Annotated in this window: 14 protein-coding genes and 1 pseudogene; 9 read left to right on the top strand and 6 right to left on the bottom strand. The window is 73.1% G+C overall.

The genetic code is table 11. The features are described 5' to 3' along the window. Positions 1 to 111: 111 nt before the first annotated feature. The 7 genes and pseudogenes from WMF33_RS21430 to WMF33_RS21400 all read left to right on the top strand — a co-directional run bounded on the left by WMF33_RS21430 (position 112) and on the right by WMF33_RS21400 (position 7,803). A complete protein-coding gene (locus WMF33_RS21430; protein WP_437338886.1) occupies positions 112 to 1,086 on the top strand; it encodes a quinone oxidoreductase family protein in 975 nt (324 codons plus the stop codon). A gap of 328 nt (positions 1,087 to 1,414) precedes the next feature. Beyond that, positions 1,415 to 2,641, top strand: a complete 1,227-nt coding sequence (locus tag WMF33_RS21425; RefSeq protein ID WP_437338885.1) for a vWA domain-containing protein — start codon at positions 1,415 to 1,417, stop codon at positions 2,639 to 2,641. A gap of 104 nt (positions 2,642 to 2,745) precedes the next feature. Further along, complete coding sequence (locus tag WMF33_RS21420; protein ID WP_437338884.1) at positions 2,746 to 4,047, top strand: BMP family lipoprotein; 1,302 nt, start codon at positions 2,746 to 2,748, stop codon at positions 4,045 to 4,047. Positions 4,048 to 4,130: 83 nt separating this feature from the next. After that, positions 4,131 to 4,610, top strand: a pseudogene (locus tag WMF33_RS21415) (ATP-binding cassette domain-containing protein); the annotation flags it as partial. A 174-nt stretch (positions 4,611 to 4,784) separates the two neighbouring features. Continuing rightward, the gene (locus WMF33_RS21410; RefSeq protein ID WP_437339506.1) at positions 4,785 to 5,627 is read left to right on the top strand and encodes an ATP-binding cassette domain-containing protein; all 843 of its coding nucleotides are present in this window, start codon (positions 4,785 to 4,787) and stop codon (positions 5,625 to 5,627) included. Further along, positions 5,624 to 6,781 carry an ABC transporter permease gene (locus WMF33_RS21405; protein ID WP_437338883.1) on the top strand — a complete coding sequence of 386 codons (1,158 nt, stop codon included), beginning with the start codon at positions 5,624 to 5,626 and terminating at the stop codon, positions 6,779 to 6,781. The genes WMF33_RS21410 and WMF33_RS21405 overlap by 4 nt, the downstream gene beginning before the upstream one ends. Next, entirely contained in the window at positions 6,781 to 7,803 is a 1,023-nt protein-coding gene (locus WMF33_RS21400; RefSeq protein WP_437338882.1) for an ABC transporter permease, read from the top strand. Before WMF33_RS21405 ends, WMF33_RS21400 begins: the two co-directional genes overlap by 1 nt. Here WMF33_RS21400 and WMF33_RS21395 read toward each other — a convergent pair. Further along, on the bottom strand, positions 7,788 to 9,056 hold the full coding sequence (locus WMF33_RS21395) for a DNRLRE domain-containing protein (RefSeq protein WP_437338881.1): 1,269 nt from the start codon (positions 9,054 to 9,056) through the stop codon (positions 7,788 to 7,790). The two genes, WMF33_RS21400 and WMF33_RS21395, sit on opposite strands and share 16 nt — an antisense overlap. 414 nt (positions 9,057 to 9,470) lie before the next feature. Between WMF33_RS21395 and WMF33_RS21390 the strand changes: the two genes are divergently transcribed. Continuing rightward, the gene (locus WMF33_RS21390) at positions 9,471 to 10,331 is read left to right on the top strand and encodes a hypothetical protein (protein WP_437338880.1); all 861 of its coding nucleotides are present in this window, start codon (positions 9,471 to 9,473) and stop codon (positions 10,329 to 10,331) included. Positions 10,332 to 10,663: 332 nt separating this feature from the next. On the opposite strand, the gene WMF33_RS21385 is transcribed toward WMF33_RS21390, so the two are convergent. The 3 genes from WMF33_RS21385 to WMF33_RS21375 all read right to left on the bottom strand — a co-directional run bounded on the left by WMF33_RS21385 (position 10,664) and on the right by WMF33_RS21375 (position 15,182). Continuing rightward, positions 10,664 to 11,563, bottom strand: a complete 900-nt coding sequence (locus WMF33_RS21385) for a hypothetical protein (RefSeq protein ID WP_437338879.1) — start codon at positions 11,561 to 11,563, stop codon at positions 10,664 to 10,666. A gap of 126 nt (positions 11,564 to 11,689) precedes the next feature. Continuing rightward, entirely contained in the window at positions 11,690 to 14,164 is a 2,475-nt protein-coding gene (locus WMF33_RS21380) for a tetratricopeptide repeat protein (protein ID WP_437338878.1), read from the bottom strand. A 157-nt stretch (positions 14,165 to 14,321) separates the two neighbouring features. Then, a complete protein-coding gene (locus WMF33_RS21375; protein WP_437338877.1) occupies positions 14,322 to 15,182 on the bottom strand; it encodes a hypothetical protein in 861 nt (286 codons plus the stop codon). Between the two features lie 286 nt (positions 15,183 to 15,468). On the opposite strand from WMF33_RS21375, the gene WMF33_RS21370 reads away from it, so the two are divergent. Then, entirely contained in the window at positions 15,469 to 15,936 is a 468-nt protein-coding gene (locus WMF33_RS21370; protein WP_437338876.1) for a multiheme c-type cytochrome, read from the top strand. On the opposite strand, the gene WMF33_RS21365 is transcribed toward WMF33_RS21370, so the two are convergent. Together WMF33_RS21365 and WMF33_RS21360 are read right to left on the bottom strand one after the other, a co-directional pair. After that, positions 15,847 to 16,710, bottom strand: coding sequence for a hypothetical protein (locus tag WMF33_RS21365; protein WP_437338875.1), 864 nt, complete (start codon positions 16,708 to 16,710; stop codon positions 15,847 to 15,849). The genes WMF33_RS21370 and WMF33_RS21365 overlap by 90 nt on opposite strands. Before the next feature lie 305 nt (positions 16,711 to 17,015). After that, positions 17,016 to 17,237: a hypothetical protein gene (locus WMF33_RS21360; RefSeq protein ID WP_020736229.1), complete on the bottom strand. Its 222-nt coding sequence runs from the start codon at positions 17,235 to 17,237 to the stop codon at positions 17,016 to 17,018. Positions 17,238 to 17,302 lie beyond the last annotated feature (65 nt).

The following is a 17,302-nucleotide window of genomic DNA, read 5'->3' as shown; positions in this document are numbered from 1 at the left end:
GGCTTGGCGGTCCGTAGCTCTGCGCTCTTCAGGCCGTTTCAACCCGCTCAGGCCGTCTCAATCCGTTGGTCGCTCTTGACGACCCGCCGCGCCCTCTCCAGGTGGTCACCCATGGAACAGTCGACACCCAGCACGATGCGGGCAATCGCGATCGACCGGTTCGGCGGTCCCGAGACGCTCGCCCTTCGAACGGTCCCTGTCCCTACCCTCGCCCCGGACGAGGTCCTCATTCGCGTCGAGGTCGCTGGCGTCGGCGAATGGGACCCTTTCGAGCGCGAAGGCGGCTACGCCGAGATGCTCGGGCAGCCGCCCCAGTTTCCGTACGTGCTCGGCTCCGAGGGCGCGGGCACCATCGTCGTGGTGGGCGAGCACGTCCGCCGCCTCCGCGCGGGCGACCGCGTCTACGCGCTCGGCTTCCTCAACCCCAAGGGCGGCTTCTATGCAGAGTACGCCGCCGTGCGCGCCGATCTCGTCTCCGCGATCCCCGGCGCGCTCACGCTCGAGCAAGCGGCCGTGATGGGCGGCGTCGCCACCACCGCGCTGCGCGGGCTGGACGACACGCTGCACCTCAAGCAGGGCGAATCGGTGGTGATCCTCGGCGCCAGCGGCGGCGTCGGGCACACGGCCGTACAGCTCGCCAAGCGGATGGGCGCCCGGGTGCTCGCGGCGGCCTCGGGCGACGACGGCGTGGCGCTGGTCGAGCGGCTGGGCGCCGACGCCGCCGTCGACGGGCGCAAGGGCGATGTGCTGGCCGCCGCCCGCGCGTTCGCGCCCGACGGGCTCGATGCCGCCCTGCTCGCCGCCGGCGGCGAGGCCGCTCAGCGAGCGCTGCTCGCAGTGCGCGACGGCGGGCGCGCCGCCTACCCGAACGGCGTCCAGCCCGCGCCGGAGGCGCCTCCAGCCGTCCAGATCGCCAGCTACAACGGCGAGCCCGACGCCGACATCATCGAACGGCTGAACCGCCTTGTCGCGTCCGGCCCCTTCCACGTCGAGATCGCCGGCCGATTCCCCCTGGCCCAGGCCGCCGAAGCCCACCTCGCCCTCGGCCGTCACCACCTCGGCAAGCTCGCCCTCCAGGTGCATTGAGCCGGCAGCGCCGCGCGGCCGCGCGCGCGAACGCGGCGCTCCGGGCCCTCACCCCCGCACCCCGGCGCCGCGCGACGGCCGGCGTGAGACACGCGACCACAATCCAAGGAATGCGGTGTCGCGGTGGTCCCATTGCCGCGGCGCAATGCCGTGAAGCATCATTTCGCGGTCGGACGCCGGCCGGCAGGTAGCTCCGTCAGCTATGCTGTATGGACCGCGGGATCTCGAAGCGAGCTTCGCGGCCGCGTTTGCCTTGAATGTGTCACGCACCATCGACGGCTCCGCGCGTCAACCTGCGCCCGGACCGCGCTCATGGAGGATCCAGCTCATGAAATTGCCCACGAAGACCATTGTGTTGCTGACAGTGGGTGCGATCGGTGTCGCATGTGGGAGCAATGGCGCCGGGGACAGCGGCGGGAGCTCGCAGTCCGGCCCCGGGACTGGCAGCGCGACGACGAGCGGCGGCCGGGGCGAAGGGGGCGCGGGCGACGGGGGCGCGGGCGAAGGAGGCTTGCCGGGGTTTGGCGGCGATCTCGGGCCGGGGGGCCCGGGCAGCGGCGGCTCCTCGGGCGAGGGCGGAGCGTGCGCCACCCAGACCGCCGAGGCCGATCTCGAGCCCGTCTACCTGGCCTTCGCGTTCGACGTGTCCGGCAGCATGGGCATGGGCGACGACCCCTGGCACGACAAGTCGCTCAAATGGGATCCCGTCGTCGCGGCGACGAAGCAGTTCTTCTCTGACCCCCTGTCCGAGGGGCTCAACGCCTCGCTCCGGTTCTTCCCGAGCGAGGGCGACACCGACACGAAGTGCGACGCGGACACCTACACGACGCCGGAGGTGCCGATGACGCCGCTGCCCTCGCCCGCCTTCGCCGCGGCGATCGACGCCATCACGCCCGAGACCGCCGACGACTGGCGCGGCGGCACGCCCACGCTGTTCGTGATGCAAGGGACGATCTCGTACGTCGAGGCGCAGCGGGAGACCACGCCGGGGAGATACGCGATCGTCCTCGTCACGGACGGTTATCCGCAGGGGTGCGGCACGCGGTACAACCAGATCTCGCTCGTGGCGGACGAGGCCTCGAGCGCCCTCTCGAACAACATCCCCACGTACGTCATCGGGGTCGCCAACCCGCCCATCCAGGGCGCGCCGGAGACCGTCGAGGACATGGACGAGGTCGCCGTGGCGGGCGGCACCGACCACGCCTACCTGATCGACACCGGCAACCCCGCGGCGACCTCGGCCGCCTTCAAGGCCGCCATCGACGCGATCCGCGGCGCGGCGGTCTCCTGCACGGTCGACATCCCGCCCGCGCCCGACGGGAGGACCTTCGACGCGCAGAAGGTCCGCGTGACGTACACGAGCGGCGACGGCGCCCCGACCGCGCTCGCGTACGACCAGGAGTGCGCGGCCGAGAACGCATGGCGCTACGACAGCCCCGAGAACCCGTCGCAGATCGTGCTCTGCGACAGCACGTGCGCCACGATCCAGGCGGACCCGCGCGCGGCCCTCGGGGTCGACTTCACCTGCGAGGACGTGATCACGATCCCCCGGTGATCCGCCGCCAGCGACGGCCCCTCCGCCCCGCGCGCCGCGCCCCGGCGGCGCGGCCCGCCGACACCGCCGCAGGTCCTTGACACCCTGCGGCAATCCCGCCCACGATGGATCGGGTGATCCCCCGCACGCCGAAGTCGCCCGCGGCATTCGCGGCCCCCCGCGCCTCCGCCTGCTCCGCCCTCGCCGTCGCGCTGTCGCTGCTCGCCGGCGCGTGCAAGAGCTCGTCGACGAGCACGAGCCCGCCCGCGGAGAAGACCGCCGCGCCGACCGCGGCCGAGGCGAGCGCGTCGGCCGCCGCGCCGACCGCCCAATACAAGGTGGGCATGATCCTGGTCGGCCCTTACAACGACAAGGGGTGGAACCAGGCCCATTACGACGGTCTCCGGTCGGTCCTCGGCAAGATGCCGGATGTCAGCTTCGAGTACGTCGACAAGGTGAACCCGGCCGATCGCCCCAACGTGAAGGGCTCCCAGGTCGCGGACGACCTCATCTCCCGCGGCGCCAAGCTCGTCGTCTACAACTCCGACGATTACAAGGACGACGCCCTCGAGACCGCGCGCAAGCACCCGCAGGTCACCGTCCTCCACGTCTCCGGCGATTACGCCTGGAAGGACGGCAAGAACCACAAGCCCCAGCCCAACCTGGGCAACATCATGGGCCGCATCGAGACCGCCAAGCACATCTCCGGGTGCGCCGCCGCGCTCGGCACCGAGACCGGCAAGATCGGGTATCTCGGCCCGCTCGTGAACGACGAGACCCGCCGGCTCGTCACGGCGGCGTACCTCGGCGCGCGCTACTGCTGGGAGAAGTACCAGAAGAAGAAGCCGGAGGAGCTCACCTTCAAGGTCACGTGGATCGGCTTCTGGTTCAACATCCCGGGCGTCACCCTCGACCCCACCAAGGTGGCCGACGACTTCTACAGCAGCGGCTTCGACGTGCTCCTCACCGGGCTCGACACGCCCGAGGCCGCGCTGCAGGCCAAGAAGGCGAGCGGCGCCGGCAAGAAGGTCAAGTACGTCCATTACGACCACAAGGCCGGCTGCGACCTGGCGCCGGACATCTGCCTCGGCGTCGCCTACTACAACTGGGCGCCGCTCTACCGCGACGCCATCGAGAAGGCGCGCGCGGGCAAGTACACGAGCGAGTTCGTCTGGGAAGGGCCGGACTTCCGCGACCTCAACGGCGACGCCTCGGTCGTCGGCTTCCTGCCGGGCAACGCGCTGGGCGAGCGCAAGGCGCAGCTCGGCGCGTTCGTCCTGACGCTCGCCAACGGGCTCGACCTCTGGAAGGGACCGCTCAAGTTCCAGGACGGCACCGACTTCCTGAAGGACGGCGAGGCCGCGACGCCCCAGCAGATCTGGTATCTGCCGCAGCTGGTCCAGGGGATCACCGGGCCGAGCAAGTAGCCGCCGCGGGGCGGTGCTCCATGCAGATCGAGATCGAGCGCGTCGCCAAGCGGTTCGGCCCGGTCAGGGCCAACGACGACGTGTCGCTGATGATCCGGGCGGGCGCCGTCCACGGCCTGCTCGGCGAGAACGGCGCCGGCAAGAGCACGCTGCTCCGCATCCTCGGCGGGCTCCTCCGCCCGGACGCCGGCCGCCTGCTCTTCGACGGCCGTCCGGTGGCGCTCGCCAGCCCGGCCGACGCCCTCGCCGCCGGCGTCGGCGTGCTCCACCAGGAGCCGCTCGACTTCCCTCCCCTCACCGTCCTGGAGAGCTTCCTCGTCGCCCGCCCCGCTGCCGCGGCGCGGCACGAGAGCGGCGCGCCCTCCCCCGCGCCGCCCTCGCGCCGCGCCGCGGGCGTCTTCCTCCCCCGCCGCGCGGCGCGCGAGGAGCTGCTCGCGCTTGCGGCGCGGTTCGGCTTCTCCGTCGATCCGGACGAGCAGGTCGGGCGGCTCACCCTCGGGGAGCGCCAGCAGCTCGAGCTCCTGCGGCTCCTCTCGCTGGGCGTCCGCGCGCTCCTCCTGGACGAGCCGACGACGGGGATCTCCGGCGCGCAGCAGGACGCCCTCTTCGCGGCGCTGCGGCGGCTCAAGCAGGACGGCAAGGCGATCGTGCTCGTCTCGCACAAGCTCTCGGACGTCGAGGCGCTCTGCGACCGCGTGACCGTGCTGCGGCACGGCAAGGTGGCCGGCGAGGCGGAGATGCCGGCTGGCGCCGAGCGCCTCGTCGCGCTGATGTTCGGCGAGGCGCTCGCGCCCCCGGAGCGGCTCCCGACGGCCGGCGACGGGGTCGCGCTCGCCCTCGACGGCGTCGGCGTCGGCGATCACCGCCTCGACCTGCGCCTCCCCCGCCTCGCCGTGCGCCGCGGCGAGGTGCTCGGGCTCGCGGGCCTCGAGGGGAGCGGCCAGCGCCTCCTGCTGCGCGCCTGCGCCGGGCTGCTCCGGGTGCGGCAGGGCCGCGTCGCCGTCGGCGGGGCCGACCTGACCGGCCGCCCCTACCCGGCGTTCCTGCGCGCCGGCGTGGGCTACCTGCCCGCGGATCGCCGGCGGGAGGGCCTCATCGCGGGCCTCTCCCTCGAGGAGCACGTCGCGCTGCGCGCGCCCCGGCCGGGGGTGTTCCTCCGCCCGCGGGACATCCGCCGCGCCGCCGAGCGGCTCATCGAGGCGTTCCGGATCCGCGGTCGCCCCGAGACCCGCGTCGAGGCGCTCTCCGGCGGCAACCAGCAGCGCACCCAGCTCGCGCTGCTCCCCGAGGGCCTCACGCTGCTGCTCCTGGAGCAGCCGACCCGGGGGCTCGACCTCGCGTCGGCGCGGTGGGTCTGGGAGCAGCTCCTCGCGCGGTGCCGGGCCGGTACGGCGCTCGTGTTCGCGTCGTCCGAGCTCGACGAGCTCATGCGCTACAGCGACCGGATCCTCGTGTTCAGCGGCGGTCGCGTCTCGCGGCCCGTCAGCGCGGCCGACCTCACCCTGGACCGGCTCGGCCGGATGATCGGCGGCGAGCTCGACGAGCCCGCCCCGGCCGCGCCCGCGGGGGTCGGGCCATGAGCCCCGAGCCGCCCGCCATCGGCCCCGAGCCGCCCGCCATCGGCCCCGAGCCGCCCGCCATGAGCTCCGGGCCGCCCGGCGGATCCCGCCCCGGCGCGCGGCCGGCGTGGCCGCGCGAGGTCGCCGCCCGCCTTTCGCCGCTCGCGCCGCTCGCCCTCTCGCTCGCGCTCGTCGCGGGGCTTTGCGCGCTCCTCGGCGCCTCGCCGGCGGCGGTGGCCGCGGGCCTGTGGGACGGCGCGTTCGGCACGGCGGATCAGGCCGCGCGGGTGTTCGTCACGCTGGCGCCGCTGCTCCTCTGCGGCAGCGGCCTCCTGTTCACGTTCCGCGCCGGCCTGTACCACCTCGGGGTCGAGGGGCAGCTCGTCATCGGCGCCGTCTGCGCCACCGGCGCCGCGCGCGCGCTCTGGCCGGGCCTCCCCGCCGGGCTCGTCGTCGCGCTCGCGGTCGCCGCCGGGGCGCTCGGCGGGGTCCTCTGGGGCGCGCTCACGGGCGCGCTGCACACGCGCGCCCGGGTGAGCGAGATCTTCGCCGGCCTCGGCATGAACTTCGTCGCCCAGGGGGCGGTCCTCTACCTCGTCTTTGGGCCGTGGAAGCGGCCTGGCGTCGCGTCGATGGCCGGCACCGAGCCGCTCGACGGCGCGCTCTGGCTCTCCACGCTGGGCGGCACCGACCTGAGCCCGACCGCGCTCCTGCTCGCGGCGCTCGCGCTCGTCGGCGCGGCGGTGGTGCTCGGGCGGACCCACTTCGGGCTCCGGCTGCGCGCGGTGGGGCTGAGCCCGGAGGCCGCGGCGGTGCTCGGCGTCCCGGCGGCGCGGGAGATGCTCGCCGCGTTCGCGATCTCGGGCGCGCTCGCCGGCGTCGCCGGCGCGCTGCAGGTGCTCGGCACGTTCCACCGGCTCCTCCCGAACGTCTCGAGCAACCTCGGCTTCCTCGCGCTGCTCGTGGTGCTGCTCGCGGGCCGGCGCGCGGCGCTCGTCGCGCCGATCGCCCTGTTCTTCAGCGCGCTCAACGTCGGCAGCCTCAAGCTCCCGATGACGCTCGGCCTGGAGTCCTCGCTCGCGGGCGTGCTCCAGGGCGCGCTCGTCCTCTTCGCGCTGCTGTCGCCCTGGAGCGCGCGCCGGGCGCCCGGCGGCGGCCGCCCGGAGGAGGCCTGATGGACGACGGCGGCGAGCTCCTCTCGCTCCTCGCGACCGCGCTCGCGGCCTCGACGCCGCTCGTCTATGCGGCGGTCGGCGAGACGATCGCCGAGCGGGCCGGGGTCATCAACCTCTCGGCGGAGGGCTCGATGATGCTCTCGGCGATGGTCGGCTTCGCGGCCGCGCTGTCGACCGGGAGCGTCCTCGCCGGCTTCGCCGCCGCGGCCGCGACCGGCGCGCTCGTCGCGCTCGTCGTGGCGATCGGCGGGATCTTCCTGCGCCGCTCGCAGATCGCGATCGGCTTCGTGCTGGCGATGCTCTGCGCGGATCTCTCGTCGGTGCTCGGCGGCCCGTTCGTGCGGGTGCCTGGTCCCACGGTCCCGGCGCTCTCGATCCCGGTGCTCGGGGACGTGCCCATCGTCGGCCCGCTGTTCTTCCGGAGCGATCCGGTGGTGTACGCGAGCTACCTGCTCGTCGCGTGCGCCTGGGTGTTCCTGTACCGCACGCGCGCGGGGCTCTTGGTCCGGGCGGTGGGCGAGCAGCCCGCGGCGGCGCACGCCCGCGGGGCGCGCGTGGCCCGGGTGCGCGCCCTGGCGACGCTCGTCGGCGGGGCGCTCGTGGGGATCGGCGGCGCGGCGTACTCGCTCGACTTCAAGGCGGGCTGGAGCCACCGCCACACGGCCGGCTACGGCTGGATCGCGCTGGCGATCGTCATCTTCGGCGGCTTTCATCCGGTGCGGGCGGCGCTCGGCGCGTGCCTGTTCGGCGTGCTCTCGTCGATGGCGAGCCTCGGCCAGAGCGCGCTGCCTTCGGTGCCGACGCAGGTCTTCAGCGTGGCGCCGTTCGCGCTGATGATCGTGGTCCTGGGGCTCACCTCGAGCGGGCTCCTCTCGCGCCTCGGCGCGCTCTTGCCCGACGCGGCGCGCCGCCCGCTCCTGCGCGCGTTCGACGCGACGCCCCCCGCCGCGCTCGGCAGGCCCTACCCCGCGGAGGACAGCGCGGAGGCGAGGCCGCGCGGCGCGGATCAGGGCGCGGAATAGCAGATCTCGAGCCAGGGGCGGTCCTCCTGGAGGGGGTGGTCGCTCGAGCGGTACGACGTGCGCCCGGTCGGGTCCTCCTCGACGAGGAAGCCGTGGTTCGGCGCCGTGCCGTCGACCCATGCCTGGACGAGGCCGGTCAGGTCGGCGCTCATATCGTAGGGTCCGATCCAGGTGAGATCGGCCTCGACGTCCTCGTCGTAGCTCGCGGCGAAGTTGTTCCAGGTGACGTTGTCCTCGCGCCAGGGCGCGGTGATGCGGTGGATGCGGACGATCTCGTCGCCTGGGCCGTAGGCGGCCACGCCGAAGTCGGCCGACGTGACGGTGGCGCCGGCGGGGATGCTGTCGAGCCCGAACCAGTAGAGCGCTTGCTTGCGGAAGCCGTGGGCGTTGCCCGAGGCGTTGTAGGGGACGCGGCCGTCGCTGTAGTTGGGGAACGCTTCCCAGATATCGGCGTCCGCGACCTCGCCGAAGGTGCCTCGCTGGAGGGTGACGCAGGCGTGTGCGCACGCGTCCCCGTGTCCGTCGCCGTCGCTGTCGGCCTGGTCTGGATTGGCGGCGGAGGGACAGTTGTCGCAGGCGTCGCCGATCCCGTCGGCGTCGCTGTCGGTCTGGCTCGGGTTGGCGGCGGAGGCGCAGTTGTCGGCCGCGTCGCAGACGGCGTCGCGGTCGCGGTCGCCGCGCGGACAGGGGTCGCAGGCGTCGCCGATCCCGTCGGCGTCCTCGTCGGCCTGATCCGGGTTGTGCGTGACGGGGCAGTTGTCGCAGCCCCGGCCCAGGCCTGGCGCGATGCCGTCCCTGTCCTGGCTCCCGAGCGACGTCAGCCCGACGCCGTAGCCGTCGCAGACGTCGCGATCCGCGCACGGAATCGGGCCGCGCTCGGCGTCGTACAGGCACAGGTACGATGAGCCTTCGGTCGAATCGACGTGAATGCGCGCAAAGCCGAGGAGCAGGCCCTGGCCTTTGTCGATATCGACCCGGACATCGTTGCAGGTGTTCGGGTCGTAGAGGGCCAGCACCTCGGGTTCGGTGAACGCCCTCTGGAGCGTCTCCGTGCGGCATTCGCACCCGTTCTCGCTCGGGACCGTGTCGAGGAGGACCCCGTTCAGGTAGAGCGAGAACTCGGCGTTGCCGCAATCGGCATGGTTGATGACGAACGTGATCGCGGTCGTCGCCCCGAACGCCGTCCCGGGGAGCGCAGCGAGCACGAGGAGGGAGAGGCAAGCGCGCGCGGTGCTTGTACGGATGTATCGCATGATCCACCTTATATTCCTCCCTTGCACGGTATACAACGCTCATTGCTGACTTTTTGGTCGAGCGTGTTCACGCGTCGGGTGCGGGGGGCGCGAACGGGTCTGGCGGTGCCGGGGTGGTGCCGGGTCGGTTGCGTCGGCTACGGCGGCCACGGCGGTTGCGGCGGCTACGTCGGCTGCGTCGCGGATTGGCGGTGATGTCGCGATCCGCTGAACGTGGTGTGAACGCGGCGTGGGCGTGGCGCGCGTTCAGGGCTCCGGGGGCATTGACGGTTTCTTGCGGAGCATGGCTCCGACGGGTGGGCTCGCTGGCGAGGGGTAGGTGGTCGGGATATACGGTGACGAACGGGGGAGCGCTTACGTTCGCCCACAGATGGTCAGGAGATGGCCAGGAGATGACCAGGAGAAGAGGCAGGCATGAGGCGAACGTTCACCGCCGTTGATCTGGTCCAGCTCCCGAAGCTGGACGCGCCGTCCGCCCAGGCGCTGGGCACCGAGGTGTTGACCGCCGCGAAGGCCGTGCTGGGCGACAGGGGCGCGGCCCGGAAGGTCCCCGAGGGGGTGATGGAGGCGCACGAGGACCTGACGTCGGCGCTCGCGACCTTGAACCAGGCGGTCGCGACGCGCCTACCTTCCCAGCCGACCGAGGACACGGCGCGCGCGAAGGCGGCCGATATCACGGTGGACGCCATCTGGAGCGGTCTCTACGACGTGCTGGGCGGCTGGTCGAAGATCCCCGGGCTGCCGGAGGCCGAGTCGGCGTCGTCGCTGCGCGCCGCGTTGTTTCCGAGAGGGCTCAAGTTCACGCAGATCGCGTACAAGCTCGAGTGGGCCGAGAGCAATACGCGCATCTTGATGATCAAGGACAACGAGCTCGAGGCGCAGCTGAAGCGGCTCGGCGCGGGGAAGATCCTCGAGCGGCTCTACGAGGCGCACGAGGCGTACGGCGCGGCGCTGGGGATCACGTCGCCCGTGGAGGGCCCCGAGGTCGAGGTGACGAACGTGCGCGCGGCCCTGGACGAGCTCGTGGACGCGTTGCGGACGTACGTGGTCCGCGTGTCGGGGATGGTCAGCAAGCGGGATCCGAGGAAGACGGAGATCGCGCAGCAGCTGCTCGCGCCAATCGAGAACTGGCGCCCTGCGGCGGCGCGGGGGAAGGCGGCGGAGACGCCGGCCGAGGCGCCGGGGGCGGAGCCGAGCGGGGAGCCGGGGGCGGCGCAGCCGGGGCTGGCGGAGGCGAGCCCCGTGGATGCCGGCGAGGAGGCCGGGGGGCTTTAGGGTCAAGGCGGGGCGGGGCGCGACCTGCGGGTCGGCTGCGGGGTGGTTCGGAGCGGGCGGACGCGACCTGTGGGTCGGCTGCGGGGTGGTTCGGAGCGGGCGGACGCGACCTGTGGGTCGGCTGCGGGGGCGTCTGGACCGGGTGGGCGCGACCTGCGGGTCGGCTGCGCGGTGGTCCGGACCGGGCGAGCGCGACCTGTGAGTCGGCTGCGGGGTGGTACGGACCAAGGGGGGCGCGACCTGCGGGTCGGCTGCAGGGGGTCCGGACCGGGCGGGCGGGACCTGCGGGTCGGGTCTGGCGTGATCCGGACCGGGCGACCGATGGGCGCGCGCTACCGCCCGACGCGCGCGCGGATGGCGGCCCTCGTTTCCGCCGAGAGCGTGTCCAGGTAGGAATCGGAGAGCGCTCGGAGCACGTCATCGGGCAATGCAAGGAGCACCTGCTCGGGCGGCAGCCCGGCCACCCGCTGCTCGGGCGGCAGGCCCGCCACCCGTTGCTCGGGGGGGAACGCCGAGAGCACCTGCTCGGGCGGCAGGCCCGCCACCCGTTGCTCGGGGGGGAACGCCGAGAGCACCTGCTCGGGCGGGAGGGTCGAAAGCAGCTTCCGGACGACCTCGTCGAAGCCCTCCAAGTCGTGCATGGCCATCGCGATCTCCTCGGCTCCAACCTGCTGCGCCAGCCACCGGCGGGCCGCGAGCGTCGGGGCCTCGTCGTGACCGAACAATCGTAGCAGATCGTCGTTCTCCGCCGCCGCCACCGCCTCGATCTCCACGACCACCAGCGCGAAGGCTCCGCCCCGGAGCCGCCAGTAGCCGTCGCCGAGCTCGTCCCATCCCAGACCCAGGTCCGCCACATCCGCATCGAGCGACCTCGTGCGTGTCGGGACGAGCAGCACCCCGCACAGGTCGCTCCGCTGCTCGATCCGTTCCAGATTATCGGCGCAGTACAGGTGCAGGTAGCTGAACAGCCGATCGAGGTTACGGCGGCGATACGGCCGGCCGATGCTCTTGAACTCGACGATCGCGTCCTTGGACAGGAGAGCCCAGAGCTTCCTCAACGTGCCGGCCGGCTCGCTCGAGTCGGGCGCCGCGTTCTTCCGGAGCAGCAGGTAGTCCGCCCGGAGCGGCTCGGTCGAGAGCGGCACCTCGACGCGCACCTCGAAGCTGCGCGACCCGCGCTGGCTGAGGAGCGCAGCGAGCAACACGTGCCAGGCCGTCCGGGTCGTGCCCATGCAGGCCCGCCTACAAGCTCCTCCGGCGGCGGGCCAACAATCCGCTCCGCGGCGGATTGCCGACGTCTTCGCAACGGAGGAGCCGGCGGCGCGCGCTCTAGACCGGACGTCGTGGTGTCACGCGGGTCAGGAGCGAAAGTCCTGGTCCAGGCGGGCGACCAGGTCCATCCGATCAATGCTGCGCCAAGCGGCGCGCGCGGCGTCGACGTGCCGCCGCTGGGTCGTGGAGTCGGGAGCGATGGCGGCGAGATAGTAATGGGTACAGCCGATCGAGTAAGGTTCCGGGATTCGCTGGTACAGCGGGAGGGCCTCTTGATAACGAGCATGAGCAGCGTCGGCATTGCCGTGGGCTCGCGCGATGTCTCCGAGGCTCTGGAGGCAGTTGGCCTCCCCGTGTACAGCCCCCACTGTCCGGTAGAGCGGCAGCGCTTGCTCGTAGCGCGCTGTGGCCTTGGCGTGCTGCGAACGTCTCAGCTCGACGTCTCCGAGGCTCTTGATGCAGTTGGCCTCGCCGAGCACAGCCCCCACCTTCTGGTAGAGCGGCAGCGCTTGCTCGTAGCGCGCACTGGCCTCGGCGAGCTGCGAACGCGCCAGCGCGACGTCTCCGAGGCTCTTGATGCAGTTGGCCTCGCCGAGCACATCCCCCACCTTCTGGTAGAGCGGCAGCGCCTGCTCGTAGCGCGCTGTGGCCTCGGCGTGCTGCGAGCGCTCCAGCGCGATGTCTCCAAGGCTCCGGATGCAGTCGGCCTCGCCGACCACATCCCCCGCCTTCTTGTAGAGCGGCATCGCTTGCTCGTAGCGCGCACCGGCCTCGGCGAGCTGCGAACGTGCCAGCGCGATCTCTCCGAGGCTCCGGATGCACCGCGCCTCTCGCCGCCTGTCGCCGGCGCGCTGCGCCGCCTCCAGCGCCGGACCGAGGGGCAACGGCGCCGTATGCCCGGAGAAACGCGCGAAAGCCGTCAACGCCGCCGCCGCGTCGATCCATCGCCCCGCGCCGGCCTCCGCGAGCCCCCGCCGGATCATCGCATCCAGGTTCGCCGCCTCCGGCGCGAGCCGCGCGGCCGCCTCGGTGCCGCCGGGCCCCCCCGGCAGCGGACCGAGCGTGCGCGCGAGCTCACCGTAGTGCTCCATCACCTGCCCGAGATCCTCGGCAGCCGGCGGATTGGCCGCGCTCACGTACTCGCGCACGGGCGAGAGCATCTTGAGCCGCCCGCCTTCGAAGTAGGCCAGCCGGAGCTGCGCCAGCACGCGCGCCGCCGCAGGCCCTGCATCCGGTAGGATCGCGGCGAGATCCCGCTGCGCGATCCCGTCCGGCAGCACCGCAAGCACCGCGAGCAGTCGATGCGCCTCCGCGGTCATCCGCCGCGAGCCGATCGACAGCTCCAGCGAGGCCTTCCAGCTCCGGAGCCGGTCGCGCGCTCCGCCCCCACGCTCCAGCACCGCCGCCCGGCTGAGCTCCCACTCCTCCCTCAGGTTGACGAGGTCATTGCCCTGCGCCGCGCTCGCGAGCAGATCGATCGCCAGCGGGACGCCCTCCTGCAGCGACAGGAGCTCGGCGAGCGCCGGCTCGCCCCGGTGCTCCTCGCCCGCGATCGCGCAGAACATCTCCTCCGCCGCGGCCGGTGCGAGCGGCCGGAGCTCGACCGGCGCGCTCCAGGCCACGCGCCCCGGCCGGCCCGCGCCCCGCACGGACGCCACGAGCGCGAGCTGCGGCATCGCCGCGAGCTCCGCGAGCAGCGCCTCGGTCCCGGCCTGGTCGCCGCCATCCCAGGGCGTCTCCAGGTTGTCCAGCGCGAGCACCGCCGGCCCCGCGGCGAGGAACGACAGCGCCCGCTGCCGCAGATCCGGTCCGGGCGGGATGCGCAGCGCGTCGGCCAGCGCCACGGCCGCGGATGCCGCGTCCGGCGCGGCGTCGAGCTCCACGAAGAAACGCCGCTCCTCGAAGCGGGCCACGACCTCGGGCCGGTGCAGGACCGCCCGGCTGACGGTGCTCTTGCCGATCCCCGCCGCGCCGAGGAGGAGCACGCGCCCCGGAAGATCGCGCGATACCGCCGCGGCGAGCGCCTCCACCTCCGCGTCACGGCCGATGCACCGCCCCACGTCGGGCAGCCCCGCCGCCCCCGCACGCGGGCGGCCGCCGGCCGCTCGACGCCGCGCCACCTGATCGGCGACCTCCAGCAGGCCGCGCGTCACCTCATTCCAGGGCTCGTCCCGATCCGGCCAGGCGTTGACGGGCCGCCCACCCGCCGGCAGCGGTTTGAGCCGGCCGAACCCCGTCCAGCTCCAGTCGCAGTGCCGCACAGGCACCGGCACGATCACCACCTCGCCCGCGGCGCTCCGGGCGAGCGCGCGCGCTGCCTCCTCGTGATGATGGCGATCCGAGGCGAGGAAATCAGGGCTCACCAGCAGCACCACGATGTCCGCCGCCTCGAGCCTCGCCCGCGCCTCCGCCGCGGACGCGTCACCGGCGCCGACACGCCCCTCGTGCCAGACGTCAATCCGCCCGCCGCGCTCGTGGGGCTTCAGGCAGACGTCGAGCTCGTCACGTAACGCGGCGTCCTTCGGGACAGCGGAGATGAAGAGACGGACCGGATCCGACATGCGCGCGCAGGGCTGCTGTCTGCTCCGGCGAGCTTACAGCCGTCGCGGTGCGCTGGACAGCGAATGACACCCGCCACGGATCAGGACGCGTCGGCAGGAGAGGCCCGGGACGCTCCCTCTCCGGGCACTCTCCCGCCGGGCCGCGCGACGATGGACCTCATCGCCCGTCGCGCGCCACGGAACCCCGGTCTCCCCTCCTCCCCGCGCGCCGGAGCGGCGCGAGCGCGGCCAGGAGCAGCAGGGCGAGCCCCGCCTTCGGCGTGGAGCTCCGCGAGAACGCGCAGCCCGACGCCTCGCGCTCGACCTGGAGCACCTCGCTGCGCTCGCTCTCGTTGCCGGCCTCGTCGATCGCCGAGACCGCGATGTACACGTTGCGGCCCACGTGGTCCTCGTCGACGTAGAGGAACATCGAATCGCCCTCCAGCCACGCGTCCGGCTGCGACTTGGCGAGCGCTTGCTCCGGGCTGAAGCCCACGTACACGGCGTAGACGAGCGCCTCGGCGGGCGTGTGATCGTCCTCGCTGGGCGCGGCCAGATCGAACGTCAGCGTGGTCATGTCCGGGCAGCCGCCGTAACCGCACGCGGGCTCGTTCGCGTGGAACTCGATGTCTCCGCCCGCCAGCACCGGCGCGCTCGGCGGGGTGCCATCGACGACATCCGACGTCCGGACGAGGCGCTCGACAGTGGGCCTCAGGCGCAATCGGTACGTGGTGTCAGGGGCCAGCGTATCGGCGGGGCGAATCACGCTGTAGCCCGGCGGGGCCACCGGAACGTCGGAGCCAGCGCCGGCGACGGCGGCGCCGGTCTCCTCTTCGACCAGCAGGTGCGACAGCTCCGGGAGCTCGCCCCAGATCACGATCGCCACATTGCGTGGCACCGTGGCGGGCTCTCCCGGCGCGGCAGCGCGAAGGAACCCCTCCGAGACGCTGGTATCCACAGGGTCGCAGGCGCTCGCGGGGCCGCCGGCCGTCAGCACGCCGAGCGCGGTCGCGAGGGTGAGGCACGTTCCGAGCTTCATGCGGGGCCAGCAGAGCAAGCCGCACGCCACGCGGGCGTGTACGTGAGCCGGCGTCGCCCGGCGCCACCGAGGTCTGATCGCCGCGTCGCGTCCAGCCAGCGCCGGCCACGCCGCGTACGCGGCAGCGCGCCTCACGCCGCGAGCGCGACGCCAGCGCCACGACGCGCCGCCCGGGCAACCGATGGTCGTAGCGAGACCGACCCTGGGGCGAGGTGGGCCGAGGTGTCGCACAGTTGCGCCGCCGGCCATCCGGCGACATCGGCCCGCTCCCGTGTACCATCGCGCGATGTCGCGGCCGATTCGCGCCGGGGGAGCCGTGCCGGTCAGGCGCGCCGTCGCGCTGCTGCTCGGCGCAGCGCTCTCCCTCGCGCCGGGCGGGACGCTCGGCCGCGGCGCCGCGCCCCGCATGCCCGGGCCCGAGCCGCCCAGGAACCTCGATCCCGTGGCCGTGAACCGCGATTGCGAGCGGTGCCACGCGGAGATCGCGCGCGAATGGCGCGGGTCGAAGCACCAGCGCGCCTACGTCGACGCGCCCTTCCAGGCAGCGCTCGCGAAGGAGCGAGCGCGCCGCGAGGCGCGAGGCGCGGAGCGGGCCTGCTGCGGGCTCAGCCCGCGGGCGACGGTGACGGGGCGCCGCCCCGAGGCGATCTCGACAGCGCGGCGATCAGCGCTCAGGCCGGCCGATGCGCTTCCGGATCGCGTCCTGGACCTCGGCCGGGAGCGAGCGCAGGTGCTCGTCGGGGAAGCCGCGTAGCGCCTCGTCGGACAGCGCCAGCAGCTGGTGCGCGGGCGACAGCCCGGCCAGCCGCTCCTCCGGAGCCAGCCCGGCCAGCCGCTCCTCCGGGGTCAGCCCAACCAGCCGCCGCTCGACCGGCAGTGAGTCGAGCAGCTTCTGCAGCATCTCGTCGTAACCTTCCAGCTCCTCCACGTCCTGCATCGTACCCTCCTCCGGCCTCACCCACTGCTGTAACCACCGCCGCGCCTCCGGGCTGAGCACCGGGCGATGGCTGAAGATCCTCAAGAAGTCGTCCTGCTCCGACTCCGCCACCTCGTCCGTGACGACAAGATAGGTCGTGTACACCGCGCCGTCGATGCGGCCATAACCGCCGCCCAGAGGCACCAGCACCCAGTCCATTTCGGCGAGCTCCCGGACCAGCGTGCGCGTAACGCTCGCGACGACCAGGACCAGCGTGAGCGCGCGATACCCCGACAGCCGCTCGATCTGAGCCACGTGGTGCTGCACGCCGTACCCCCACAGGCGCAGGAGATCACCGCGGCGGAACGCGGACCGGGCAGGGCTCTTGTACTCGAGCACCGTGTCCGTTCCGAGCAGAGGCCACAGGCCGCGCAGCACCCGGGCGTCACCCGCCTCGTGCGGGGCGTCCGCTTTCCGCAGCAGCAGGACGTCCGCGCGCTGCGGCTCGACCGTGAGCGGCACATCGAGCTGGACCGCGACGTTCGAGGGCCCGCGGGCGCGAACCAGGTTCGCGAAGCCCAGGTGCCACAAGTTCCGGGATGTCGTCGCCATGAAGGGCCATCCAGAGGACGCCGGAGAGCGGCGCGCTGGATTGCGCGCAGGCTCCGCTGCAGCGCAACGGGTGGGCGTCGTTCATGGGTTCCGGACAGGGGCGCAGCGCTATCTCGGAAACGACATGCAGCCAGGGGGCCTCAGCCTCGGCCGGCCGGCGCGCCGCCCCGCCAGGCTGCACCGAGAGCTAGCTGCGGCCGGCGCGCCGCGAGACCTGATCCCAGACGTCGGTATAGGAGAAGCGAGTCAGGACCGGGGCGGCGCAGGCGGCCCCGCGCGCCGTCGAGCGTCGGCTCGGCGCAGGATCAGCTGATGCCCATGGGCGCGCCGCCCTCGGCGACGAACCGATCGGCGATGTCCACGAGGAGCGCGTCGGTGGCGGGCTTGCTCTTCACCGTGACCTGCGTCTCGTCCGGCAGGAGCACGAACGAGCCGATCACCTTGCCGTCGAGCCGCACCTCGTGGCTGCCGCCGGGCGGAGCGGAGGCGACCTCGTAGACCTTGCCGTCGCGTGCCTTGATCTTCATGCCCTAGCGGTAGCACGCGGCGGCGCGGCGCGGGGTCGCCTGCCGATGACGCCGCGAGCGCGCGA

It is taken from the genome of Sorangium sp. So ce394 (assembly GCF_051474665.1).
GTDB classification, from domain to species: domain Bacteria; phylum Myxococcota_A; class Polyangia; order Polyangiales; family Polyangiaceae; genus Sorangium; species Sorangium cellulosum_D.
Note: the sequence above shows the minus strand (reverse complement) of the source record. Positions and strands in the feature narration are given on the sequence as shown.

Bases quoted from the DNA above. Each gene is read 5' to 3' on its own strand.
- WMF33_RS21430 (WP_437338886.1), top strand. From the start codon at position 112: ATGGAACAGTCGACACCCAGCACGATGCGGGCAATCGCGATCGACCGG.
- WMF33_RS21425 (WP_437338885.1), top strand. From the start codon at position 1,415: ATGAAATTGCCCACGAAGACCATTGTGTTGCTGACAGTGGGTGCGATC.
- WMF33_RS21420 (WP_437338884.1), top strand. From the start codon at position 2,746: ATGGATCGGGTGATCCCCCGCACGCCGAAGTCGCCCGCGGCATTCGCG.
- WMF33_RS21410 (WP_437339506.1), top strand. From the start codon at position 4,785: ATGCCGGCTGGCGCCGAGCGCCTCGTCGCGCTGATGTTCGGCGAGGCG.
- WMF33_RS21405 (WP_437338883.1), top strand. From the start codon at position 5,624: ATGAGCCCCGAGCCGCCCGCCATCGGCCCCGAGCCGCCCGCCATCGGC.
- WMF33_RS21400 (WP_437338882.1), top strand. From the start codon at position 6,781: ATGGACGACGGCGGCGAGCTCCTCTCGCTCCTCGCGACCGCGCTCGCG.
- WMF33_RS21395 (WP_437338881.1), bottom strand. From the start codon at position 9,056: ATGCGATACATCCGTACAAGCACCGCGCGCGCTTGCCTCTCCCTCCTC.
- WMF33_RS21390 (WP_437338880.1), top strand. From the start codon at position 9,471: ATGAGGCGAACGTTCACCGCCGTTGATCTGGTCCAGCTCCCGAAGCTG.
- WMF33_RS21385 (WP_437338879.1), bottom strand. From the start codon at position 11,563: ATGGGCACGACCCGGACGGCCTGGCACGTGTTGCTCGCTGCGCTCCTC.
- WMF33_RS21380 (WP_437338878.1), bottom strand. From the start codon at position 14,164: ATGTCGGATCCGGTCCGTCTCTTCATCTCCGCTGTCCCGAAGGACGCC.
- WMF33_RS21375 (WP_437338877.1), bottom strand. From the start codon at position 15,182: ATGAAGCTCGGAACGTGCCTCACCCTCGCGACCGCGCTCGGCGTGCTG.
- WMF33_RS21370 (WP_437338876.1), top strand. From the start codon at position 15,469: ATGTCGCGGCCGATTCGCGCCGGGGGAGCCGTGCCGGTCAGGCGCGCC.
- WMF33_RS21365 (WP_437338875.1), bottom strand. From the start codon at position 16,710: ATGGCGACGACATCCCGGAACTTGTGGCACCTGGGCTTCGCGAACCTG.
- WMF33_RS21360 (WP_020736229.1), bottom strand. From the start codon at position 17,237: ATGAAGATCAAGGCACGCGACGGCAAGGTCTACGAGGTCGCCTCCGCT.